The organism is Streptomyces sp. NPDC018693 (assembly GCF_044391385.1).
Taxonomy (GTDB): domain Bacteria; phylum Actinomycetota; class Actinomycetes; order Streptomycetales; family Streptomycetaceae; genus Streptomyces.
The window spans coordinates 551,089-574,244 of sequence record NZ_JBIRZZ010000004.1 but is presented as its reverse complement, the minus strand read 5'-3'; the positions used below and the strand labels follow the sequence as shown (position 1 = coordinate 574,244).

The window sequence follows — 23,156 nt, the reverse complement described above, 5'->3', positions numbered from 1 at the left end:
AGCCCTCAACCATCCGGCGAGTCGCCGGAACGGGACGGTCACGGGTCGCATCCGCCGCGGATGCCGTCTCCAGCGGGAAGCGGGACCGATGACAGGGCCCCACGCCGGGAGGCCCGGCGACAACAGACCGGTCGACGCCAACCACAACCGTCTCCCCGGATCGCTCCGGTTCGTGCCTTCAAGGGCTCACGGACCGATTCGGTCATCGTCCTAGGAGGATCTGAGTGATGAACGGCGAACAGCTGTCACGGCGCCGAGTCCTCGCCGCCGCCGGATTCGTCGGCCTCGCCGCGCTCACCGGGTGCGGCGGCGGCGACGACGGCGGGGACACCAAGGACCTGTCGAAGAAGCAGAACGGCGCGATGAAGGAGTACCGCGTCGGCCAGCAGTTCAAGGCGGCGTCCGCGCTGTCCTTCAGCCTGCTGCACAACAACATGCCCAACTACCCGCTGAAGTCCGACTGGTTGTTCTGGAAGGAGCTGACCCGCCGCACCGGCGTGACCCTCAAGCCCACCACCGTCCCGGCGAGCGACTACGAGAAGAAGCGCAGCCTGCTCATCGGCGCGGGCGACGCCCCGCTGCTGATCCCCAAGACCTACCCGGGACAGGAGACCCCCTTCGTCTCCTCGGGCTCCATCATCCCCGTCAGCGACTACGTCCACCTCATGCCCAACTTCCAGGACAAGGTCAAGAGATGGGGGCTGCAGCCGGAGCTGGACTCGCTGCGCCAGTCCGACGGCAAGTACTACCTGCTGCCCGGCCTGCACGAGAAGGTGAAGCAGGGTTACTCGCTGTCGTTCCGGACCGACGTCCTCGACCGCCTGGGCCTGTCCCTGCCGACCACCTGGGACGAGGTGTACACCGTCTTCCGGGCGATCAAGGCCGAGTACCCCGACCGCTACCCGTTCTCCGACCGCTGGAGCAACCCGCCCAACTCGGCCGGGGCACTGCTGGGTTACCTCGGTCAGGCGTACGGCGTCCGGGCCGGCTGGTCGTACGGGAACACCAGCTGGGACCAGCAGCAGAGCAAGTTCGTCTTCACCGGCGCCACCGACGCCTACCGTCAGATCGTCGAGTTCCTGCACAAGCTGGTCGCCGAGAAGCTGATGGACCCCGAGAGCTTCACCCAGACCGACGACGACGCGATCAAGAAGCTGCTCGCCGAGAAGTCCTTCGCGATCAGCGCCAACCCGCAGGAGCTGGTGCAGAACTACCGCTACAACCTCCAGCGCCAGGTGAGGGGTTCGTCGATCGAGATGGTTCCGGTCCCGCTCGGCCCGGCCGGGCCGGTGGTGCTGGGCGGCGGCCGCCTGGAGAACGGTCTGATGATCTCCAGCGACGCCCTCAAGAACGACACCTTCGTCGCCCTGATGCAGTTCGTGGACTGGCTGTGGTACTCGGACGAGGGCCAGCGGTTCGCCAAGTGGGGCGTCAAGGACACCACGTACACCGAGTCCGGCGGCCAGTACCGGACCATGGACGGCATCGACCTGATGGGCTCCGACCCGGATGCCCCGAAGAACCTCCAGAAGGACTTCGGCTTCTCCAACGGCGTCTTCGCCTATGGCGGCAGCTGGGCCCTGGTCTCCTCCTCCTTCACCCCGGACGAGAAGAGGTTCCAGGACGCGATGGCCCAGCGCAGTCAGCTGCCCGTCGACCCCGCCCACCCCCTGCAGTCGATCGAGCAGGAGCAGGCGACCCTCTGGGACACCCCGCTGAGGGACCACGTCTTCCAGAACACCCTCCAGTTCATCCTCGGCAAGCGCCCCCTGTCCCAGTGGGACGACTACGTCGGCGAGTTGAAGGCGAAGAACATGGACCGCCTGATCGACCTGCACAACAAGGCGTACGAACGCTTCAAGAAGGAGAACGGGTGATCCGCGTCCCCGACACCCCGGCCGGCCGCCTCCCCGACGCCTGGCGCCACTGCGTCGGCACCGGCCGCACCGAACTCGCCCTGCGCCGCGACTACCAGGACTCCCTCAGGCTCCTCCAGCGGGACATCGGCTTCCGGTACATCCGGGGGCACGGCCTGCTCAGCGACGGCATGGGCGTGTACCGGCCCTACGACTGGCAGGGTGCCCGGCACGTCCACCACTCCTTCACCTACGTCGACCAGATCATCGACGCCTATCTGGACCTCGGCATCCGCCCCTTCCTCGAACTCGGCTTCATGCCGGCCGAGTTGGCCTCCGGCGACCAGACCGTCTTCTGGTGGCGTGGCAATGTCACCCCGCCCCGCGACCACCGGCAGTGGGCCGACCTGATCCGCGCCACCCTCTCCCACCTCATCGACCGCTACGGCCTCGACGAGGTACGCACCTGGCCCATCGAGGTCTGGAACGAGCCCAACCTCACGCAGTTCTGGCAGGACGCCGACGCCAAGGCGTACCACCGGCTCTACGAGGTCACCGCGCACACCGTGAAGGAGGTGGACGCCGGCCTCCAGGTGGGCGGCCCCGCCATCTCACCCGGCGCCGACCCCTGGCTCGTACGCTTCGCCGAGTTCACCGCCGAGCACGACGTGCCCCTCGACTTCGTCTCCCGCCACGCCTACACCTCCGGCCCCGCCCAGCACGTGCCCTTCGGCTCCCACCAGACCCTCGCCCCGGCGAGCGACCTGCTGCGGCAGTTCGGCACCCCGCGACAACAGCTCAAGGGCCCCCCGTACGCCGAACTGCCGGTCCACATCACCGAGTTCAACTCCTCCTACTGCCCGGACAACCCGATCCACGACACGGCGTTCAACGCCGCCTACCTGGCGCCCGTGCTGGCCTGTGGCGGGGACCTCGCCGACTCCTTCTCGTACTGGACCTTCAGCGACATGTTCGAGGAGGCGGGTGTGCCCACCGCGCTCTTCCACGGCGGCTTCGGGCTGCTCACCCACCGGCAGGTGCGCAAGCCGACGTACCACCTGTACGCGTTCATGGCCCGGATGGGCGCCGACCTGCTGGCGCGTGGCGACGACCACCTCGTCACCCGCCACCCGGACGGCCGGGTCACCGTCCTGGCCTGGGCCCCCGTCGACCCGAGCGGTACGACACCCGGCCCCGAGCGGCACGAGCTGCGGCTGTCCGTGCCGGTCGGAGGAGCGGGGGAGACCTTCGTCCGGCGCTCCACCGTCGACGAGGAGCACGGCAACGCGTACACCGCCTGGCGCCACATGGGCAGCCCCCGCTCCCCGAAGCCGGGGCAGCTCGACGTCCTCCACGAGGCCGCCGAGCCCGGCCGCAGCCACACCCGGCTGCCCCTCGCGGACGGCCGCGCCGACCTCCGCCTCACCCTGGCCCGCCACGAGATCACCCTCGTCGAGCTGACACCGCTCGTCGACGAGACCCCGCCCTGGTGGGACGAGCGCCGACTGCTCGGCCGGGAGCCGTCATGAGCGGCAGCACGGTCACCGACTTCGGCACGGGCGTCCTCTCCCGCGCCACCGCGCTGATCCACACCCTCCTCACCACCCAGCTCCTTCTCCTCGCCGCCGCCTCACCGGGCCTGGCCGCCCTGTTCCTGCTGGGCGGCGACCCCGCCAACCTGCCCCTCGCCGCCCTCTGCCTGCTCCCGCTCGGCCCCGCCCTGTCCGCCGCCGTCTACGCCCTGCACCACCGCAGCCGCGACCTCACCGAACTCCACCCCGCCCGCGCCTACGCACGCGGCTGGCGCCTCAACGCGCTGCCCGCGCTGAAGCTGTGGGCACCCCTGCTGGTCTGGCTGACGGTCATCGCGTTCACCCTGACCCACTTCACCGCCACCGGCCTGCCCGGCTGGTGGGCGGTGCTGCTCGCACTGATCGGGCTCGCCTCCCTGCTGTGGGCCGCGCACGCCCTGATCCTGACCTCCCTGTTCGCCTTCCGCGCCCGCGACACCGCCCGGCTCGCCGCGTACTTCCTCGTCCGGCACGGCCGTGCCACCCTCGCGGCGGCCTCCCTGCTGATCCTCACCGCCGGCCTGACCGCCGTACTCACCGAGGCCCTGCCCGCCCTGCTCGCCGCACCCCTGGTGCTGTCCCTGCTGCACAGCAGCCGCCCGGTGATCGCCGAGACCGAGGAGGACTTCACCGCATGACCCGCAAGATCCCTTACGGCGGTGACTACAACCCCGAGCAGTGGCCCGAGGAGGTCTGGGCCGACGACCACCGCCTCTTCACACAGGCCGGTATCGACACCCTCACCGTCGGCGTCTTCTCCTGGTCGCTCACCCAACCCGCCGAGCACACCTACGACTTCACGGTCCTCGACCGGGTCCTGGACCGCGCCGCCGCCGAGGGCCGCAGCGCCGTCCTGGCCACCGGCACCGCCGCCGTCCCGCCCTGGCTCGCCCAGCGGTACCCGGAGGTCAACCGCACCGACTTCGAGGGCCGCCAGCACCGCTACGGCCAGCGCCACAACTTCTGTCCCAGCTCACCGGCGTACCGACGACTGTCTACGGCGATGGCCGGCCGACTCGCCGAACGGTATGCACCACACCCGGCGTTGATCGCCTGGCACATCAACAACGAGTACGGCGGCGCCTGTTACTGCGACCTGTGCGCCGACGCGTTCCGGGGATGGCTCCGGCGCACGTACGGCACCCTCGACGCCCTCAACGACGCCTGGTGGACCACCTTCTGGTCCCACCGCTACACCGACTTCGACGAGATCGAACCGCCCAGCGCCCTCACCGAGCACTGGCGCGGCCCCGACCACACCGCGTTCCAGGGCATCACCCTCGACTACCGCCGCTTCATGACCGACGCCCTGCTGGGCTGCTTCACCGCAGAGAAGGACGCGATCCGCGCCCGCGACCCCGACACCCCCGTCACCACCAACTTCATGGGCACCTACCAGCCCCTCGACTACCACCGCTGGGCGCCCCACCTCGACTTCGCCTCCTGGGACAACTACCCGCCCCCGGACGCTCCGCCGACCCGCCCGGCCCTCGCCCACGACCTGATGCGGGGCCTGAAGGACGGCGCCCCCTTCTGGCTGATGGAGCAGACCCCGTCCACCACCGCCTGCCGCGACGTCAACCCGCTGCGCCGCCCCGGCGAACTGCGCCTCGCCACCTGGCAGGCCCTCGCCCACGGCGCCGACGCGGCCCTCTACTTCCAGCTGCGTGCCTCACGCGGCGCCTGCGAGAAGCACCACGGCGCGGTCATCGGCCACGCGGGCCGCGACGACACCCGCGTCTTTCGCGAAGTGGCCGAGCTGGGGGCGGAGTTGGCCGAACTGGGCGGTGTGACCCTGGGTGCCCGCACCCCGGCCCGCACCGCTCTCCTCTTCGACTGGGACAGCTGGTGGGCGCTGGAACTCTCCGACGGCCCGTCCCGGCTGGTCCGCTACCTGGATGTCGTCCACGCCTACTACCGGGCCGCCCGCGAGGCCGGCGCCGACGTGGACGTCGTCCCGGTCACCGCCGACCTCGCCCCGTACGACGTGGTCCTCGCCCCCGCCCTCTACCTCCTCAAGGGCGACCTGGCCGCCCGCCTGGAGGCCGTCGCCGCACACGGCGGAACCGTCCTCGCGACCTTCCTCTCCGGCCGCGTCGACGAGCACGACCGGGCCTTCCTCACCGATGTCCCCGGCCCGCTGGCGCCCCTGATGGGCATCCGCATCGACGAGTGGGACGCGCGACCCCCGGAATTCGCCCAGCCCATCGCCGAGCTGGACGCCGAGGCGCGCCTCGTCTTCGAGATCGTGCTGCCGCGCGGCGCCGAGCCGGTCGCCACGTACGGCACGGACTTCTACGCCGGCACCCCGGCCGTGACCCGCCACCGCTTCCACCACGGCGAGGGCTGGTACGTCGCCACCGCGCTCGACCAGGCGGGCGTCGACAGGGTGGTGCGACACGTCCTCGCCCGGCACGACCTGATCGGCCCCTACCAGGGCGTGGAGACCGCCACCCGCGTCACCCCCGACGGCACCCGTCTCCTCTTCCTCCTCAACCACAGCACCGAACCGGCCCGCCTCACCGCCCACACCACCGCGACCGACCTGCTCACCGGCAAACGCGCCGAAAAGGGCGACCCCCTCCACCTGGGCCCCCTGGGAGTGGCCCTGCTGAGACTTCAGTAGATCCGCCGCCCCCGCGCTTCCGGCACCCCCGACTTCCGGAAGAAGTAGCTGTTGACCTGGTCCCGCCACTCCCGCGCCGACCGCAGCTGCTCCTCGTACCGCTCCGCCACCCGTGCGTGCCAGGCCGGGTCCATCAGCTCCGCGAGGCCCGCCCACACCCTGCGGGCCCGCTCCACCTCCTCGACTCCCTCGAAGTGGGTGTCGTAGATGTGCTGGATCACGGTCCGCCCGCTGTGCAGGACATGCCCGTACGGCACATGGTGGAAGAACAGCAGCAACTCCTCCGGGCAGCTGTCCGGCGACTCGTACACCTCCGCCCACCGCTTGGCGTACTGCGCCGCGTAACCCGTGCCCGTGCCGGCGCTGCGGTCGACGCCGACGCCGTCGCGGTCGGCGAAGTGGTAGGTGCCCCAGGGGCTGTACTCGTAGCCGTCGATGTTCGGCCCGTAGTGGTGCCCCGGCTGCACCATGAAGCCGACACCCAGCGGGGCCGTGTACTTCTCGTACGTCCGCCAGGACCCGGCCAGTACCGAGCGCAGCCCGTCGGCCAGCCGCTCGGGGGCGCCGGGGAAGGTGAGACCGATCCACTCGTCCAGGACGCGGTGCGGGTCGGCGCCGGGTTCCCAGGCGAGCCGCCCGAAGGTGTACAGGTTCGCCTGGGCCAGCGGATGCCCGGTCCAGTAGGGGTCGTCGCCCACGTTGGACACGGCGACGAAGGCGTCGGCGAGTTCCCCCACGGGCGCCTCCTCCGGCCGGAACCGCAGCACCTCGCTCCACATCGGCCCCAGCCAGCACACATGCCGTTGCTGACCGGTGTACTCCTGCGTGGCCTGGAACTCCACCGCCAGCCGGGTGCGCGGCAGCGCGCCGAGCACCGGGGAGACCGGTTCGCGCACCTGGAAGTCCATCGGCCCGTGCTTCACCTGGAGGACGGCGTTGTCCGCGAACCGCCCGTCCAGCGGGGCGAAATGGTCGTACGCGGCCCGCGCCCGGTCCGTGGAGCGGTCCCGCCAGTCCTGCCGGTGGTCGTAGACGAACGCCCGCCAGTGGACCGTACCGCCGTACGGGGCGAGCGCGGCGGCCAGCAGGTTCGCGCCGTCCGCGTGGCTGCGCCCGTATGCGAAGGGGCCCGGTTGCCCCTCCGAGTCGGCCTTCACCACGAACCCGCCGAAGTCGGGGATCGCCTCGTACACCCGACCGGCCGCCTCGGCCCACCAGCGGCGCACGCCCTCGTCCAGCGGGTCGGCCGTGTCCAGACCGCCGAGCACGACCGGCGAAGCGAAGGACACCGACAGATGCGTACGGATGCCGTACGGCCGCAACGCGTCGGCGATTTCGGCGACTTCACCGATCCGCTCGGTCAGCAGCCGCGCCTCGGCGGCGTGCACATTGACGTTGTTGACGGCGACCGCGTTGATCCCGCAGGCCGCCAGGAGCCGCCCGTACGCCCGGATCCGGGCGACATCCCTCCGGGCCCGCCCGTCCCGCCAGAACAGGGAGCCGCCCGCGTACCCGCGCTCCACCTGGCCCATGACCGGGTGCACGGCCACGTTGTCCCAGTGGTCCAGCATCCGCAGCGCGACCGCCGGACGGTGGACCTCACGCGCCCGGCTTCCCCGGAACGCCCGCTCACCGAGCCGCACGACATGGAACAGGCCGTAGAGCAGCCCGCGTTGACCGGACGCGGTGACGGTGGTCGTACGGCCGTCGCGGACGCAGGCGAACCCCTCGTCGCCGAGCTCGGGGGCTTTTCGAAGGTCCAGCAGCAGGTCGTACGGCGCATCCCCGACGACCTCACCCCCGAACCGCCCGCAGGCGTACGCCACCTCCCGGCGCACGGTCTCCACGAGCGGGCCGGAGCCGTGGACCAGGACTCGTCGACGGCCCAGTGCACGGAACGCGTCAGGGGGAAGCCAGGCGGGGTCCGGAGTGGGGCGCATGGCGTCAGGCGATCGCCGATCCGGTGCCGCGCGCCGCACCGATCAGGTCGGTCAGTCCCGAGTCGTCGTACACCGAGATGTCCACGGAGGCGCCCTCGGGGAGGTCGAAGTCCAGGACGCGGTAGTCCATGACGGCGCTGGTGCCGGGCGGGCTGAAGGTGCCCAGGTTGTGGGTGGTGCCGCCGTAGGAGTAGCTGACCCTGACGTAGTAGCCGTCGCCGTCGTTGGCCGTGTCGTACAGCCACAGCTTCTCGTCGTACGGATGGAACTCGACCTTGCCGATGAAGGCACCCGAATGGGTCATCTCCATCTTCACGGCGTAACCGCCGGCGTCGTGTGCGAAGTACGTGTTGTCGAACGGGTCGGTCAGGTTGCCGCCGCTGCACGGGCAGTTGCCGGTGTCGTAGTAGTACTTGGCGATCGACGGGTTCGGGCTGTACGCCTGGGCCGGGGCCGCCGTGGCGAACAGGGCCCCCGCCGCCAGTAACGCGCCGCCGAGCCCGCCCGCGAGCGTTCTGCCGAAGCGCATCCGCACTTCCCCCTCCTCGTGACGGACCGCCCCTCGGTCGCGGGCGGCTCGAACATTCTCGATGAGCGGTCGTATTTCCACCAGATCTCAACTCGGAAAAGACCACCGGCGAACCCTGTGTCCGATCTTGCCCACCCGGCGGGAAGTGGACTATACCTGTCGGCGTTTCCTGCACGAACCCAGCTTGACCCGTTCCTGGAGAAGGCGAGGACTTGAGCATGGGATCCACCTCCGCAGCGAACCACGGGCCGGCCGGAATCGGCCGTCGCGATCTGATCAAGCGGTCCACCGCGCTCGGCCTGATTTCCCTCCCGGCGACGGGTTTCCTCTCGGCGTGCGCCAGCAGCGGCGGCAGCGGGGACGAGGGGCCGGCCGAGGGGGGCAAGAAGACGGTGGAGAACCCCCTCGGCGTGAATGACACCGCGCAGATGGAGTTCGTCCTGTTCGACGGTGGTTTCGGCAAGGAATACGCCGAGGACGCGGTCAAGATCTACGAGCAGAACTTCCCCGGCGCGAGAGTGAAGTTCTCCGCCACCCAGAAGATCCAGTCCACCCTCCAGCCCCGCTTCAACCAGGGCACCCCGCCCGACCTCATCGACAACTCCGGCGCCGAGCAGATGGACATGGGCGTCCTCGTCGGCAAGAAGCAGCTCGCCGACCTCTCCCCGCTGCTCGACGCGCCCTCCTACGACGACCCGGACAAGAAGGTCCGCGACACCCTGCGCCCCGGCATCGTCGAGATGGGCCAGTTCGACGGCGCCCCGGTGTGGATCCTGTACTACGCCTACACGGTCTACGGCGTCTGGTACTCGCAGAAGGCCCTCGACTCGCTCGACGAGCAGTACCCCGAGACCTGGGACCAGATGCTCACCGTCTGCGAGAAGGCGAAGAAGAAGGGCATGGCGGGCTGGACGTACGCGGGCAAGTACCCGTACTACCTCCCCTTCTCGCTCTATCCGATGATCGGCAAGGTCGGCGGCCGGGAGGTCCTCGACGCCATCGACAACCTGGAGCCGAACGCCTGGAAGCACCCGGCGGTCAAGGCGTGCTTCGACGCCTACTACGAGCTGTACCGGAAGGGATACGTCCTCAAGGGCACCCCCGGCCTGGACCACATCCAGTCGCAGACCGCGTGGGCCCAGGGCAAGGCGCTCTTCCTGCCCAACGGCTCCTGGGTGGAGAACGAGTCGGCGAACGTCATCCCCGCCGACTTCGACCTCGCCGTCTCCGCGCCCACCGGCCTCGACTCCTCCGACAGGATGCCCTTCGGCACCCTCTGGGCCTCCGGCGGCGAACCGTTCATCGTGCCGGCCAAGGCGCGGAACGGCACCGGCGGCATGGAACAGCTGCGCATCATGCTCAGCGAGGCGTCCTCACGGAACTTCACCGCCAAGGTCAAGTCGCTCACCGCGTACAACGGCGGCACCGACGGCATCACCCTCACCCCCGGCCTCAAGTCGGGCGTGGCGGCACTGGACAAGGCCGGCGACAACGTGCTGAATCCGCGGATGCAGGACTGGTACGTGCAGTTGCAGAAGGAGAAGATCGGCGTGTCCGGACTCGGCGAGATGATGGCCGGCCGGCTCACCCCCGCCGAGGCCATCAAGAAGATCCAGGACTTCGCCGACGACACCGCCAAGGACACCTCGATCAAGCACTACAAGCACCAGTAAAGGCACCGGTGACGCGATGCAGCACGGCAAGTACCGGTTCATCGTGGGGTTTCTGGCGCTGCCCCTGGGACTGTACGCGCTCTTCGTGCTCTGGCCCTTCGTCCAGTCCATCTACTACTCGTTCACGGACTGGACGGGCCTGAGCCCCGAATTCAGGACGGTGGGCCTGGACAATTACCGGCGGATGCTCGACGACGACATCTTCTGGAAGTCCTTGCGGCACAGCCTGGTGTTCGCCCTCGTACTGCCGGTGCTGACGATCGGTCTGGCACTGTTCCTCGCCTTCATGATCAATGTCGGCGGGCGAGGGAGGAAGGGCGGTCCCGCGATTTCCGGTGTGCGGGGCTCGTCCTTCTACAAGATCGTGTATTTCTTTCCGCAGGTCCTCTCGATCGCCATCGTCGCCCTGCTGTTCGCCTTCGCCTACAACCCGGACAGCGGCGCCATCAACTCGATCCTGCGCGGCATCGGCCTGGACGGCGTCCAGCCGCTCTGGCTGGGCGACCCGGACCTCGCCCTGTGGGCCGTGATGGCGGTCCTGGTGTGGTCGACGGTCGGCTTCTTCGTCGTCCTGTTCTCCGCCGGCATGGCGTCGATCCCTGCGGACCTGTACGAGGCCGCGCTGCTCGACGGGGCCGGGCGCGCCACCACGTTCTTCCGGGTGACCCTGCCGCTGCTGTGGGACACCGTGCAGTCCGGCTGGGTCTATCTGGGCATCCTGGCCCTCGGCGCCGAGTCGTTCGCGGTCGTGCAGATCATGACGACCGGGCCCGGCGGTCCCGACTACTCGACCACCGTGCTGGTCCTGTACGTGTACCAGAAGGCGTTCCGGGACGGTCAGGCCGCCTACGCCACCACCATCGGCGTCGCCCTGCTCGTCGTCACCCTGGCCTTCGCCGCCGTGGTGCTGCGGCTGGGCCGTCGCGAGCGGTTGGAGTACTGACCTTGAAGACGACGGACACCACCCCCGCTCCCGTGCCCGTGACGAAGGTGGACGTGCCGTCCGGCGGCCGGCCCGCCGGACGGAGGAAGCGGGAGGGGAGGATCCTCAACGTCTTCTCCCACGGCGTCCTGGTGATCTGGGCGATCATGGTCGTGCTGCCGCTGCTGTGGGCGGTGATGACGTCCTTCAAGGACGACCGGTCCATCTTCTCCTCGCCCTGGTCGCTGCCGGACCAGCTGCACTTCGACAACTGGTCACGTGCCTGGACCGACGCCCATATGAGTGACTACTTCCTCAACACCGTGCTGGTGGTGGGCGGTTCACTGACCGGCACGCTGGTGCTGGGCTCGATGGCGGCGTATGTGCTGGCCCGCTTCGACTTCCCGGGCAACCGGTTCATCTACTACCTGTTCATCGGCGGCATGAGCTTCCCGATCATGCTGGCGCTGGTCCCGCTGTTCTACGTCGTCAACAACATCGGCCTGCTGAACACCATCCACGGCCTGATCCTGGTCTACATCGCCTACTCGCTGCCCTTCACGGTGTTCTTCCTGACGGCGTTCTTCCGGACCCTGCCGACGTCGGTGGCGGAGGCGGCCTTCGTGGACGGTGCCTCGCACACCCGGACGTTCTTCCAGATCATGCTGCCCATGGCCAAGCCGGGCCTGATCAGCGTCGGGATCTTCAACTTCCTGGGCCAGTGGAACCAGTACATGCTGCCGACGGTCCTGAACACGGACCCGGACCGGCACGTCCTCACGCAGGGCCTGGTGCAGCTGGCGGTCAGTCAGGGGTACAAGGGTGACTGGTCCGGTCTGTTCGCGGGGCTGGTGATGGCGATGCTGCCCGTGCTGGGCGCGTACGTCGTCTTCCAGCGGCAGGTGGTGACGGGCCTGACGGCGGGTGCGCTGAAGTAGCCGACGGGTACGTCGGCGGCTTTGCGTTCAACCTCCGTCAGCACGTCTTCAACCCTCGTCGGCAAGGCACCACCCCGGCCGCAAATCCGATCGAAACCGCCCACACCGCTGTGATCGCCAGATCGCGGAAGGTGATCTTCCCCTACGCCGCGCAGCCGCTCCCACACGCACCGCGACCCCGGCGCGCGCCCTCGTTCGACCCTGCGGATAGTGTTCAACCTCTTGACGGGAGGCACGCCGAACGGCTCAGCTTAGAGTTCACTAGTTGGACATAGACGGGGTCTCATCGAAGCGGCCCCGCGCGCAGGAGGTCGTCGTGGAGACTCCGGGGTCGCAGTCGTCGCTGCATCGGGCCAACCTGGAGCGGGTGGTACGAGCCGTCCGGCTGGCCGGATCCCTCACCCAGGCGGAGATCGCCCGGACGACCGGCCTGTCCGCGGCGACCGTCTCCAACATCGTCCGGGAGCTCAAGGACGGCGGAACCGTCGAGGTCACCCCCACCTCGGCCGGAGGCCGCCGGGCCCGTAGCGTCTCCCTCAGCGGCGACGCCGGCATCGTCATAGGGATCGACTTCGGACACACCCACCTGCGGGTCGCCATCGGCAACCTCGCCCACCAGGTGCTCGCCGAGGAGTCCGAGCCGCTCGATGTGGACGCCTCCTCCGCGCAGGGCTTCGACCGGGCGGAGCAGCTGGTCACCCGTCTGGTCGAGGCCACCGGGGTGGATCGCACCAAGATCGCCGGGGTGGGCCTGGGTGTGCCCGGCCCGATCGACCTGGAGTCCGGCACCCTCGGCTCCTCGGCCATCCTGCCCGGCTGGATCGGCACCCGACCCGCCCAGGAGCTGCGTGAGCGCCTCGGTGTGCCCGTCCACGTGGACAACGACGCCAACCTCGGCGCCCTCGGCGAGATGGTCTGGGGCAGCGGGCGAGGCGTCCGTGATCTTGCTTACATCAAGGTCGCGAGCGGTGTCGGCGCCGGTCTGGTGATCGAGGGGAAGATCTACCGCGGTCCGGGTGGCACTGCGGGAGAAATCGGTCATATTACTCTTGATGAGTCCGGCCCGGTCTGCCGCTGCGGAAACCGGGGCTGTCTGGAGACCTTCGCGGCCGCTCGCTATGTGCTCCCGCTCCTCCAGCCCAGCCACGGCACCGATCTGACCATGGAGGGCGTGGTGCGGCTGGCCAAGGACGGAGACCCGGGCTGTCGTCGGGTGATCGCCGACGTCGGCCGCCATATCGGCAGTGGAGTCGCCAACCTCTGCAATCTGCTGAACCCGAGCCGGGTGGTCCTCGGCGGTGATCTCGCCGAGGCCGGAGAGCTGGTCCTCGGGCCTATCAGAGAGTCCGTCGGTCGCTACGCGATCCCCAGTGCAGCACGTCAACTCACCATTCTTCCGGGGGCACTTGGAGGCCGTGCGGAGGTGCTCGGAGCACTCGCCCTCGCACTCAGCGAGATGGGTGATTCGACGCTTTTGGACGGAACCGGCGTGGGTGCGCTCCCAGCTGCCACGCCCGCCTTCACTTAGAGAACGAATGACGCCGTTGCCATCTCGTTAAGTATTTACTTCTTGACGTCGAACGGGCGGCCGAGTTGACTTCGAGCCACCTCGGCCGCAGCGTTGCGGCCCTGTCAGGGAGGCACAACCCAATGAACGCAACGATGCGTAGAGTCGTGATCGGCGCCACCGCCGTTTCCATGGCCCTGTCGATTGCCGCGTGCGGCAAGGCGGGCGACGACGACTCCGACAGCAGCAGCTCCGACAGCAAGTCGATCGGCCTGCTGCTTCCCGACAGCGTCACCGCGCGGTACGAGAAGTTCGACAAGCCGTACTTCGAGGCCAAGGTGAAGGAGCTGTGCTCCGACTGCACCGTCGAGTACGCGAACGCCGCGGCTGACGCCAACAAGCAGGCCCAGCAGGTCAGCACCATGGTCACCAAGGGCGTCAAGGTCATCGTGATCTCCGCCCAGGACTCGGCCGCCATCAAGTCGTCCATCCAGGCCGCCGTGGACAAGGGCGTCAAGGTCGTCGCGTACGACCGTCTGGCCCAGGGCCCGGTCTCCGCGTACGTCTCCTTCGACAACGTGAAGGTCGGCGAGCTGCAGGGTCAGGCACTGCTCGACGCGATGGGCGACAAGGCCACCCCGTCGGCCAACGTCGTCATGATCAACGGTGACGACGCCGACCCGAACGCTGCCCAGTTCAAGGAAGGCGCGCACAAGGCCCTCGACGGCAAGGTCAAGATCGCCTACGAGCAGACCGGCCTGTGGAAGGACACCGTCGCCGCCGAGAAGATGGCCGCCGCCATCACCCAGCTGGGCGCGAAGAACATCGCCGGTGTCTACTCCGCCAACGACGGCATGGCCGGTGGTATCGCCAACACCCTCAAGGGCGCGGGCATCAGCAACGTCCCGCTGACCGGCCAGGACGCGGAGCTCGCGGCCATCCAGCGGATCGTCGCCGGCACCCAGTCCGCCACCGTCTACAAGGCGTACAAGCCGGAGGCCGACACCGCCGCCGAGCTCGCCATCGCCCTGCTGGAGGGCAAGGACGTCAAGTCCCTCGCCCCCACCGAGGTGACCAGCGGCTCCGGCGACAAGGTGCCCGCCAACCTGCTGACCCCGGTGTCGGTCACCAAGGCCAACATCAAGGACACCGTCGTCAAGGACGGCCTGTACACCGTCGCGGACATCTGCACCCCCCAGTACGCCGCCGCCTGCAAGGCCGCCGGCCTGCAGTAAGGCCGCCGCTGCAGGGCCATGGGCCCGCCAAGCCCCTCCGACGCCCGTCCCGCCCTCAACCCCGCTGCGGGACGGGCGTCGGAAGGAGTCCGTCGCCCAGCGCGACGGACACACACATGTTCATCCTGTAAACCTCGTGCGCCGACGCCGCCGCTCACACTCCGGGCCGCCGCGTCCCGCACACCCCTCCGCGCCTGTCGAAAAGCGCGGCATCCCCGCCGGTCAGGCGGCGAAGGAGATGGTTCACGTGTCCGCTACGCCCGTGCTGGCGTTGCGCGGAGTCTCCAAGCGATTCGGTGCGGTGCAGGCACTCACCGACGTCGACCTGGAGGTCCACGCCGGAGAAGTGGTCGCCCTCGTGGGCGACAACGGCGCAGGTAAGTCGACCCTGGTGAAGACCATCGCCGGTGTCCACCCCATCGATGAGGGCGTCATCGAGTGGCAGGGCAAGGCGGTCAGCATCAACAAGCCGCACGACGCCCAGGGCCTCGGCGTCGCGACGGTCTACCAGGACCTCGCGCTGTGCGACAACCTCGACGTGGTCGGCAACCTCTACCTCGGACGCGAGCTGCTCCACCGCGGCGTCATCGACGAGGTGACGATGGAGAAGAACGCCCGCGACCTGCTGTCCACGCTCTCCATCCGCATCCCGAGCGTGCGCATCCCGATCGCGAGCCTCTCCGGCGGTCAGCGCCAGGTCGTCGCCATCGCCCGCGCGCTGATCGGCGAGCCCAAGCTGGTCATCCTCGACGAGCCCACCGCCGCCCTCGGTGTCGAGCAGACCGCCCAGGTCCTCGACCTGGTGGAGCGGCTCCGCGAGCGCAACCTCGCCGTCATCCTCATCAGCCACAACATGGCGGACGTCAAGGCGGTGGCGGACACCGTCGCCGTGCTGCGCCTGGGCAAGAACAACGGCTCCTTCCCGGTGAAGGACACCAGCCACGAAGAGATCATCGCCGCGATCACGGGCGCCACGGAGAACGCCGTGACCCGTCGTGCGGAGCGTCGCAGCACGGAGGCGGAAAAGTGAGCGACACCCCCAAGGTCGACAAGGCCGAGAAGAACGACGCCGTGAAGCACCAGACCACCGTCGCCCCCGCCGACGACCCCACGGCCGCGCCGGTCGCCGTCGTCGACCCCCGGCTGCTGGTCCGTGAAGAGGGCTTCAAGGGCTACTGGACCGAGTTCATCCGCAAGGTCAAGGGCGGCGAGCTGGGCTCCCTGCCCGTCGTCATCGGTCTGATCGTCATCTGGACCATCTTCCAGCTGAAGAACGACCGGTTCCTGAGCGCCGGCAACCTCTCCGACATCGGCTACTTCATGTCGGCGTACGGCATGCTCTCCATCGGCCTGGTGTTCGTGCTGCTGCTCGGTGAGATCGACCTGTCGGTCGGCTCCGTCAGCGGTCTGGCGTCGACCGTCTTCGCCGTGTTCGTGGTGGACCACTCCATGAACCCGTGGCTGTCGCTGTTCCTGACGATCCTCACCGGCGCCCTGATCGGCGCGCTGCACGGCTGGTTCTTCGCGAAGATCGGCGTACCCGCGTTCGTCGTGACCCTGGCCGGCCTCCTCGGCTGGAACGGTCTGATGCTGTGGCTGCTGGGCTCCAGCGGCACCATCAACATCCCCTCGGACGAGGGCCCGGTGCACATCCTGGCCAAGAACTCCTACTTCATGGACCAGGCCATCATCGGCGGCTACCTGCTGGCCGGTCTCGCGGTGGTGCTGAGCCTCGTCGGCAACTTCGGCGAGCAGCGCCGGCGCAGGGCCGCGGGTGTGCCGTTCCGGCCGACCAGCGAGATCCTGATCCGCGTCGGTCTGCTGGCGATCGTGTCCTTCATGGCCGCGGCCGTGCTGAACAGCGCCGAGGGCGTCTCCAACGCGCTGGTGGTCTTCCTGGCGGCGCTGGTGATCATCGACTTCGTGCTGCGCCGTACGACCTTCGGCCGCCAGGTCTTCGCGGTCGGCGGCGGCATCGAGGCGGCGCGGCGTGCCGGTATCAACGTGCCGATGGTCCGGATCACCGTGTTCGCCATCTCCGGCGGCTTCGCGGCGGTCGGCGGCATGTTCTTCGCCGGCCAGACGGCGTCCGCGACGCTGAGCGCCGGCGCCGGCAACGTCCTGATGCTCGCGATCGCCGCGGCGGTCATCGGTGGCACCAGCCTCTTCGGCGGTCGCGGTACCGTCTGGTCCGCCCTGCTGGGCATGCTGGTCATCCAGTCGATCACGACCGGCCTGAACCTGCTGAACATGAACCAGTCGATCCAGTACATGATCACCGGTGGTGTTCTGCTGGGTGCGGTGGTCATCGACTCGGTCTCCCGCAGGAGCCAGAAGGCGGCCGGGCGCGGATAGACGCCCCTCGCCGTACGGGGTGCGGTGGGGCTGCGGACGACTCGCCGTTGTGGCTGGTCGCGCCCCCCGCGGCGGGGCCGCATATTGATGCGGCCCCGCGCCCCTTCTTGTGTGCCCGGCGCTTCGATGTGCCGGGCATCGTCGTGTCATAGGACCGGGCGACATTAGACTCAGCAAGCCCGGCAACAGCTCGATCAGCTCTACTGCAAGGAGGCACGGGTGCCGCTGCTGACCCGCATCAGGGGACCGCGCGATCTGGACCGGCTCAGCCTGGAGGAGCTGGACCAGCTGGCAGAGGAGATCCGGACCTTCCTCGTCGACGCCGTTTCCAAGACCGGCGGCCACCTCGGCCCCAACCTCGGCGTGGTGGAGCTGACCATCGCCCTGCACCGCGTGTTCGAGTCGCCGAAGGACAAGGTGCTGTGGGACACCGGACACCAGTCCTATGTGCACAAGCTGCTCACCGGCCGGCAGGACTTCTCCAAGCTGAAGATGAAGGGCGGCCTGTCCGGATACCCCTCGCAGGCCGAGTCCGAGCACGACGTCATCGAGAACAGCCACGCCTCCACGGTGCTCGGCTGGGCCGACGGCATCGCCAAGGCCAACCAGCTGCTCGACCGTGACAGCCATGTCGTCGCCGTGATCGGTGACGGCGCGCTCACCGGCGGTATGGCCTGGGAGGCGCTCAACAACATCGCCGACGCCAAGGACCGCCCGCTGGTCATCGTCGTCAACGACAACGAGCGGTCGTACGCGCCCACCATCGGCGGCCTCGCCAACCACCTCGCCACACTCCGTACGACGGACGGGTACGAGCGGTTCCTCGCCCGCACCAAGGAGGTGCTGGAGAAGACCCCCGTCGTCGGCAAGCCGCTGTTCGACACGCTGCACGGCGCGAAGAAGGGCCTGAAGGACTTCATCGCCCCGCAGGGCATGTTCGAGGACCTCGGGCTGAAGTACGTCGGTCCCATCGACGGCCATGACATCGAGGCGCTGGAGTCCGCCCTGGCGCGGGCGAAGCGGTTCGGCGGGCCCGTCATCGTGCACTGCCTCACCGAGAAGGGCCGCGGCTACCAGCCCGCCCTCCAGGACGAGGCCGACCGCTTCCACGCGGTCGGCAAGATCCACCCCGACACCGGGCTGCCGATCGCCTCCTCCGGTGCAGACTGGACCTCCGTGTTCGGCGAGGAGATGGTCGCGCTCGGCAAGGAACGGGAGGACATCGTCGCGATCACCGCGGCCATGCTCCAGCCGGTCGGCCTCGACCGGTTCGCCAAGGCGTTCCCCGACCGGGTCTACGACGTCGGCATCGCGGAGCAGCACGGCGCCGTGTCCGCGGCGGGCCTGGCCCACGCGGGGGTGCACCCCGTGTTCGCCGTGTACGCGACCTTCCTCAACCGCGCCTTCGACCAGGTGCTGATGGATGTCGCCCTGCACAGGTGCGGGGTGACCTTCGTGCTGGACCGGGCGGGCATCACCGGCACCGACGGGGCCTCCCACAACGGCATGTGGGACATGTCCATCCTCCAGGTGGTGCCGGGGCTGCGGCTGGCCGCGCCGCGCGACGCGGACCAGGTGCGGGCGCAGCTCCGGGAGGCGGTGCAGGTCGACGACGCGCCGACCGTGGTCCGCTTCTCCAAGGGCGCGGTCGGCCCCGCGGTGCCGGCCGTGGGCCGGGTCGGCGGCATGGACGTCCTGCGGGAGCCGGGCACGGACACGCCGGACGTCCTGCTCGTGTCGGTCGGCGCGCTGGCCCCCATGTGCCTGGAGATCGCCTCCCTCCTCGACAAGCAGGGCATCTCGACGACCGTCGTCGACCCGCGCTGGGTCAAGCCGGTCGACGAGGCGATGGCTCCGCTGGCGGAGCGCCACCGCGTGGTCGTCACCGTAGAGGACAACTCCCGGGTCGGCGGCGTCGGTTCCGCGATCGCCCAGGCGCTGCGCGACGCGGGCGTCGACGTGCCCCTGCGTGACTTCGGCATCCCGCCGCGCTTCCTCGACCACGCGTCCCGTGCCGAAGTCATGGCCGAGATCGGGCTGACCGCGCCGGACATCGCCCGCCAGGTCACGGGCCTCGTCTCCCAGCTCGACGGGCGCTATGACCGCCCGGCGGCCGAGGTCGACTCCGTGGAACCGGCCCGCGACTAGGTGATCGATTCCAAGGGGGCAGTGATTGTAGGCGGTCAGTGAGCGGTGGATCGGTTGTCCGGTCTGGTTGTTGCGCCAGATGGCGGCGGTGAGGCGAGCCTGCAGGCGTGCGGCCGCCGCGTTGCTCCAAGTCGAGCTGGCCCTTGAGGATGTCGTTGACCGACTCGATCAGCTGCCGAAGCGGCTTGGGCAGGTGTGTCCCGGCCCGTCGGGCCTCGCCTTTGCGGGCCGGACGCACCAGCCGCACGCCGCGCTCGGCAGGTTGCTGCTCGAACTGGCGGCCGTAGTAGTTCTTGTCGGCGAGCAGGGTCTTGGCCCGGACGGCACCGGCGGCCTGCCGGTCTGCGCATAACCGAGGGGCACGTCACGTCCGGAAACCACAAATCGCACTGGGCCAGCTCGCCCGGCTGATATGTCGTCCGCGAGACCGGATCGGCCGGCAAGTACGCCGGCCTGAGCTCACGCACCCGCTCCTTGAGGATCGTCATCCCACGGTGCCAGCCGATCCTCTCCGCGATCACCGTGGCGGGCATCGTCGGAGTCTCCCGAAGAAGCTCGCAGATCTGCACCTCGACCGCGTCCACAGCCGAGCCTTTCGCTGCCCGCTCGTACTTCGGCGGCCGGTCCCTGGCCAGCGTCCGCTTCACCGTGTTCTTCGAGATCCCCAGGTGTCTCGCGATCGCCCGGATCGGTATCTGCTCGGCCCGGTGCAGCCTGCGGATCTCCGCCCAGTCCGCCACGCAGATCACCTCTTCCCTCATGACCTTGATCACCAAGGTCATGGTCAGAGGAAGATCACCAAGTGGGTCACTTTTGATGCGCGGTCAGAGGGTCAGGGTTCGGCCCTCGTCGAAAGCTCGAGATCCTCGATGGATCATGGCCCGGTAAGGAAACCCTCGGCTGGGGGACTTCCTTCTCTGGCGGTACCCGACGCTCTCGAAGAAGCTCAGTCATCCCCTTTTCACCCTGCTCGCCGATCGTATGGATGCCGGACAGCAGCTCGGCCATACCCGCGGGTGCTTCGGGCTGGGCCCGACGACAGGTTGGAGTTCCCACCCCCTGCCCGGGCGGCGAGCCGGAGCACCCCGGCCCAGTTGCCGATCCGCCCTATGCGTTCGTGCCATGAGTCCTCGGTGAACGGCGCCAGTCGGCCTCCGTGCAGGGCAATGGTCGCCGGCCATGACGTCCGCCACCACCTGCCGCTCCACGGCATCACGAACCCAGCGTCCCTCCTGCGCTTCCTCAATGGCGGCCGTCCACCACTCCCATGCGCCGTCCAGCCGCGCCGCGAACGTATCCATTCCGACAGAATCCCGCGCGTCGCCGTCAGCCTTCAGAGGGAGGCCGAGCTTCAGGAACCACGGGTCAAAGAGACACCCTGGATGCGATACCGGTGACTTTGGAGGCTCGACCGCAGTTTCGTGATCAGCGGTGTCGACGGCCGTGGCCGTGGCATCTTGGCCGAGTGATGCATCGAGAAGAGCGGAGTGGCTCGCCGCTCAGCGTCCGTCGCGGGTGCGCGAGGTCCAGCCGGTCGCCTCGCCATCTGGTGGCGGCGCTGGACGGCATGAGACCGATCGCACCCTATGTGATCTTGTCCTGCCACGGCGATGAGGGACGCATCCTGATGGAAGACGTCGCCGAGGAGCGGACCAGATTCCAGCCGTTCAACGGTGCCATCGGGCCAGACCGAGTACGCGAACACTTCCAGCTGTCAGACAACGTCACTCCCGTCACCGGCTGCGACACGGGGGAGCCTGCGCTCGCCGACGCCTTCCTCTTGGTGCAGCACGCCCTGCGGGACCTTATGCACATGCCGCACAGCAAGCGCCCGGGCCGACCGGGCGTCCAGCCTCGCACGCGCCGCGGGGTCCCCGACGGGGATGCGGGCGACCGGCGGAATAGAGTGAACGGGTGAATGGCAAGTGGCTCATACGCGGCCGGGACGGCCGCCTCAGTGTCTACCAGCTCTCCGGCGACGCCGTGCTGTGCCGGGCGGAGCGGGTACCCGGCGGTTCCTGGGACGCCCCGCGCAAGATCGGCGGAGACCAGCGCCTGCACCCCGTCCTCTCGGTCGGCCAGGGCATCGACGCCTACGGACATCTGGTCTCATGGCGTCCCACGGTGGCCGACGAATCCGGCCTGGTGCACTCCACGCACTTCAGGCCCCTGCTGGCCCCCCTGGACTGGGAGCCCATCGGCCACCCGAACGGCAAGGGCCGGTGCACCGGCGACCCCTCCGTCGCCGTCGACAATCAGGGCCGCGCCCATGTCTTCGTCCGCAATGCCAAGGGCGGGCTGAGCATGCGCGCCCAGTCGATCAAGGGCGGATGGGGCCCGTGGTTCGACCTCGGCGGCGAGGACATCCAGGGCCCGCCCGCCGCCGTGGCGGGCAAGAACGGCCGTTGGGAGGTGTACGCGGTCGCGCCCGGCGCCCTCCTGCACCGGCGACAGGAGAAGCCCGCCACCGGCGTCGTGGTGGAAGAGAGGGCGGAGGTCGCGGCCCGCCCGGGCACGCTGTGCGCCGTGGCCACCTCCGAGGAGAACACCACCCTATTCTTCACGGACGAGGTCGGCGAGCTGTGCGCCTGGCGCCCCGGCTCCAAGCCCCAAGCCCTGATCAGCGCCGCCGGCCCCGGCCCGGTCGCCGCGATCCGCTGTGAACTTGACGGCCACGACTGCACAATGCTCGCCCAGCGCTCGTCCAACGGCCGCGTCGTCTTCGCTGCGTACCCCACCGAGGACGAGTCGGCCGGCGCCTGGTGGACCGAATCCGGCCCGATCCTGCCCGTCGACGCCGAGATCGCGCTCGCCAAGGACGCCGAGGACCGGGTGGTCGCCGCCGCGCTGTCCCCGTCCACCGGCAGGCTCCTCATCAGCCGCCGCAAGGACGAGCCCGGCCTGGCCCTGACAGCGTGGCAGGAGGTGTGATCACATGATCTCCGCATCACGCGGACGCGATGCGACTCCACCACGAAGAGAGCGAGTCCGTTCATGGCAGTGGGACGAAGAGTCTTCCTGGGCGCCTTCACCACGGGCGCGGTGACCGTCGCGGCCGGTTCGGAGGCGGCTGCCGACGACGCGTACACGCTGTACACCTCGCCCGCCCAGTTCTACGGGACGTCCACGACGGCGCACACCGTCACCATCAACCACAAGGCGACCTCCGGTGCGTCGGTGGCGCTGAACGTCACCTCCGACAACCCGGAGGACTCGGCGATGTACGTGACCGGAAGGGAGACCGGGCGCGGCACCCTGAAGATCTCCCACATGGGGTACGCCGACGGCTCGGACGCGAACGCCGCCGCGCTCTCCCTCGACCTCCGGACCGCGGGCACGGCCGCGCAGGGCATCTTCGTGACCGCGACCGACGGCGCCACCAAGGGCGCCCTGCTCGTCCTGCGCAACAACGACGGCCTGGACGACCTCACCGTCAAGGGTTCGGGCCGGGTCGGCATCGGTATCGCCCGTGGCGCCACGCCCCAGGCGCAGCTGCATGTGGTGCAGCGCGCCGAGAACGCTGCGTCGGCCGTGCTCGCCGAGGGCGTGGTACGACTGGCGGACGTCACCGCCGTACCGACGAACGCGCCCGCCGCACTCGGCGGCGGCTCCCTCTACGCTCGCAACGGCGCCCTTTACTGGAAGGGCGGCAACGGCACGGTCACCCAAGTGGCGTCGGCGTAGGGGGGACATGAGATGCAACTGACGCCCGAAGAGCTCATCTCCGAGTTCCATGACGCCGTGATGGAGCTGTACTTCGCCCGCAAGCGCATCGCCGTCCTGGAGGCGGAGAACGCCGAACTGAGGGCCAAGCTCGCGGCGGCCGCCGAGCAGGACCAGGGATGACGAAGAGGGC

At 69.1% G+C, this 23,156-nt stretch carries 18 protein-coding genes and 1 pseudogene; 16 read left to right on the top strand and 3 right to left on the bottom strand.

From position 1 onward, the window contains the following. Positions 1-224 precede the first annotated feature (224 nt). Genes ACH5AC_RS14515 through ACH5AC_RS14500 form a run of 4 tightly spaced genes read left to right on the top strand, consistent with a single transcriptional unit; the run spans position 225 to position 6,053 of the window. Positions 225-1,877 carry an extracellular solute-binding protein gene (locus ACH5AC_RS14515; protein ID WP_398862083.1) on the top strand — a complete coding sequence of 551 codons (1,653 nt, stop codon included), beginning with the start codon at positions 225-227 and terminating at the stop codon, positions 1,875-1,877. Further along, entirely contained in the window at positions 1,874-3,385 is a 1,512-nt protein-coding gene (locus tag ACH5AC_RS14510) for a xylan 1,4-beta-xylosidase (RefSeq protein ID WP_398862082.1), read from the top strand. The genes ACH5AC_RS14515 and ACH5AC_RS14510 overlap by 4 nt, the downstream gene beginning before the upstream one ends. Further along, positions 3,382-4,065 (top strand): hypothetical protein, encoded by a 684-nt coding sequence (locus ACH5AC_RS14505; protein ID WP_398862081.1) that lies wholly within the window; start codon positions 3,382-3,384, stop codon positions 4,063-4,065. The genes ACH5AC_RS14510 and ACH5AC_RS14505 overlap by 4 nt, the downstream gene beginning before the upstream one ends. Continuing rightward, positions 4,062-6,053 carry a beta-galactosidase gene (locus ACH5AC_RS14500; protein WP_398862080.1) on the top strand — a complete coding sequence of 664 codons (1,992 nt, stop codon included), beginning with the start codon at positions 4,062-4,064 and terminating at the stop codon, positions 6,051-6,053. Before ACH5AC_RS14505 ends, ACH5AC_RS14500 begins: the two co-directional genes overlap by 4 nt. On the opposite strand, the gene ACH5AC_RS14495 is transcribed toward ACH5AC_RS14500, so the two are convergent. Further along, positions 6,047-7,993, bottom strand: a complete 1,947-nt coding sequence (locus tag ACH5AC_RS14495; RefSeq protein WP_398862079.1) for an alpha-glucuronidase — start codon at positions 7,991-7,993, stop codon at positions 6,047-6,049. The two genes, ACH5AC_RS14500 and ACH5AC_RS14495, sit on opposite strands and share 7 nt — an antisense overlap. A 4-nt stretch (positions 7,994-7,997) precedes the next feature. Beyond that, the gene (locus ACH5AC_RS14490) at positions 7,998-8,522 is read right to left on the bottom strand and encodes a hypothetical protein (protein ID WP_398862078.1); all 525 of its coding nucleotides are present in this window, start codon (positions 8,520-8,522) and stop codon (positions 7,998-8,000) included. Positions 8,523-8,740: 218 nt separating this feature from the next. Here ACH5AC_RS14490 and ngcE point away from each other — a divergent pair, with 218 nt between their 5' ends. The 8 genes from ngcE (at position 8,741) to dxs (ending at position 19,300) form a co-directional block, all read left to right on the top strand. Continuing rightward, positions 8,741-10,195 (top strand): N-acetylglucosamine/diacetylchitobiose ABC transporter substrate-binding protein, encoded by a 1,455-nt coding sequence (ngcE, locus tag ACH5AC_RS14485; protein ID WP_398862077.1) that lies wholly within the window; start codon positions 8,741-8,743, stop codon positions 10,193-10,195. Positions 10,196-10,211: 16 nt separating this feature from the next. Next, positions 10,212-11,138 (top strand): carbohydrate ABC transporter permease, encoded by a 927-nt coding sequence (locus tag ACH5AC_RS14480; protein WP_398862076.1) that lies wholly within the window; start codon positions 10,212-10,214, stop codon positions 11,136-11,138. Between the two features lie 2 nt (positions 11,139-11,140). Beyond that, entirely contained in the window at positions 11,141-12,055 is a 915-nt protein-coding gene (locus tag ACH5AC_RS14475; RefSeq protein ID WP_398862075.1) for a carbohydrate ABC transporter permease, read from the top strand. A 316-nt stretch (positions 12,056-12,371) separates the two neighbouring features. Beyond that, positions 12,372-13,583 carry an ROK family transcriptional regulator gene (locus ACH5AC_RS14470; protein ID WP_398862074.1) on the top strand — a complete coding sequence of 404 codons (1,212 nt, stop codon included), beginning with the start codon at positions 12,372-12,374 and terminating at the stop codon, positions 13,581-13,583. Positions 13,584-13,705: 122 nt separating this feature from the next. Next, complete coding sequence (locus tag ACH5AC_RS14465; RefSeq protein WP_398862072.1) at positions 13,706-14,797, top strand: sugar ABC transporter substrate-binding protein; 1,092 nt, start codon at positions 13,706-13,708, stop codon at positions 14,795-14,797. Between the two features lie 238 nt (positions 14,798-15,035). Further along, positions 15,036-15,827 carry an ATP-binding cassette domain-containing protein gene (locus ACH5AC_RS14460; RefSeq protein WP_398862071.1) on the top strand — a complete coding sequence of 264 codons (792 nt, stop codon included), beginning with the start codon at positions 15,036-15,038 and terminating at the stop codon, positions 15,825-15,827. Next, on the top strand, positions 15,824-17,152 hold the full coding sequence (locus ACH5AC_RS14455) for a sugar ABC transporter permease (RefSeq protein WP_398862070.1): 1,329 nt from the start codon (positions 15,824-15,826) through the stop codon (positions 17,150-17,152). Before ACH5AC_RS14460 ends, ACH5AC_RS14455 begins: the two co-directional genes overlap by 4 nt. A 219-nt stretch (positions 17,153-17,371) precedes the next feature. Continuing rightward, positions 17,372-19,300 carry a 1-deoxy-D-xylulose-5-phosphate synthase gene (dxs, locus tag ACH5AC_RS14450; protein ID WP_398862069.1) on the top strand — a complete coding sequence of 643 codons (1,929 nt, stop codon included), beginning with the start codon at positions 17,372-17,374 and terminating at the stop codon, positions 19,298-19,300. 356 nt (positions 19,301-19,656) lie between these two features. On the opposite strand, the pseudogene ACH5AC_RS14445 reads toward dxs, so the two are convergent. Continuing rightward, positions 19,657-20,049, bottom strand: a pseudogene (locus ACH5AC_RS14445) (helix-turn-helix domain-containing protein); the annotation flags it as partial. Between the two features lie 818 nt (positions 20,050-20,867). Here ACH5AC_RS14445 and ACH5AC_RS14440 point away from each other — a divergent pair. The 4 genes from ACH5AC_RS14440 to ACH5AC_RS14425 all read left to right on the top strand — a co-directional run bounded on the left by ACH5AC_RS14440 (position 20,868) and on the right by ACH5AC_RS14425 (position 23,146). Then, positions 20,868-21,218, top strand: a complete 351-nt coding sequence (locus ACH5AC_RS14440) for a hypothetical protein (protein ID WP_398862068.1) — start codon at positions 20,868-20,870, stop codon at positions 21,216-21,218. Beyond that, entirely contained in the window at positions 21,215-22,231 is a 1,017-nt protein-coding gene (locus tag ACH5AC_RS14435) for a hypothetical protein (RefSeq protein ID WP_398862067.1), read from the top strand. The genes ACH5AC_RS14440 and ACH5AC_RS14435 overlap by 4 nt, the downstream gene beginning before the upstream one ends. A gap of 63 nt (positions 22,232-22,294) precedes the next feature. Further along, positions 22,295-22,984 (top strand): hyaluronoglucosaminidase, encoded by a 690-nt coding sequence (locus tag ACH5AC_RS14430; RefSeq protein ID WP_398862066.1) that lies wholly within the window; start codon positions 22,295-22,297, stop codon positions 22,982-22,984. 12 nt (positions 22,985-22,996) lie between these two features. Further along, on the top strand, positions 22,997-23,146 hold the full coding sequence (locus tag ACH5AC_RS14425; protein WP_398862065.1) for a hypothetical protein: 150 nt from the start codon (positions 22,997-22,999) through the stop codon (positions 23,144-23,146). The last annotated feature ends 10 nt before the right edge of the window (positions 23,147-23,156 follow it).

What these genes read in the sequence shown, in the direction of transcription:
- ACH5AC_RS14505 (WP_398862081.1), top strand. Translation starts at nt 3,382, where the DNA reads ATGAGCGGCAGCACGGTCACCGACTTCGGCACGGGCGTCCTCTCCCGC.
- ACH5AC_RS14500 (WP_398862080.1), top strand. Translation starts at nt 4,062, where the DNA reads ATGACCCGCAAGATCCCTTACGGCGGTGACTACAACCCCGAGCAGTGG.
- ACH5AC_RS14495 (WP_398862079.1), bottom strand. Translation starts at nt 7,993, where the DNA reads ATGCGCCCCACTCCGGACCCCGCCTGGCTTCCCCCTGACGCGTTCCGT.
- ACH5AC_RS14490 (WP_398862078.1), bottom strand. Translation starts at nt 8,522, where the DNA reads ATGCGCTTCGGCAGAACGCTCGCGGGCGGGCTCGGCGGCGCGTTACTG.
- ngcE (WP_398862077.1), top strand. Translation starts at nt 8,741, where the DNA reads ATGGGATCCACCTCCGCAGCGAACCACGGGCCGGCCGGAATCGGCCGT.
- ACH5AC_RS14480 (WP_398862076.1), top strand. Translation starts at nt 10,212, where the DNA reads ATGCAGCACGGCAAGTACCGGTTCATCGTGGGGTTTCTGGCGCTGCCC.
- ACH5AC_RS14465 (WP_398862072.1), top strand. Translation starts at nt 13,706, where the DNA reads ATGAACGCAACGATGCGTAGAGTCGTGATCGGCGCCACCGCCGTTTCC.
- ACH5AC_RS14460 (WP_398862071.1), top strand. Translation starts at nt 15,036, where the DNA reads ATGGTTCACGTGTCCGCTACGCCCGTGCTGGCGTTGCGCGGAGTCTCC.
- ACH5AC_RS14440 (WP_398862068.1), top strand. Translation starts at nt 20,868, where the DNA reads ATGAGACCGATCGCACCCTATGTGATCTTGTCCTGCCACGGCGATGAG.
- ACH5AC_RS14430 (WP_398862066.1), top strand. Translation starts at nt 22,295, where the DNA reads ATGGCAGTGGGACGAAGAGTCTTCCTGGGCGCCTTCACCACGGGCGCG.
- ACH5AC_RS14425 (WP_398862065.1), top strand. Translation starts at nt 22,997, where the DNA reads ATGCAACTGACGCCCGAAGAGCTCATCTCCGAGTTCCATGACGCCGTG.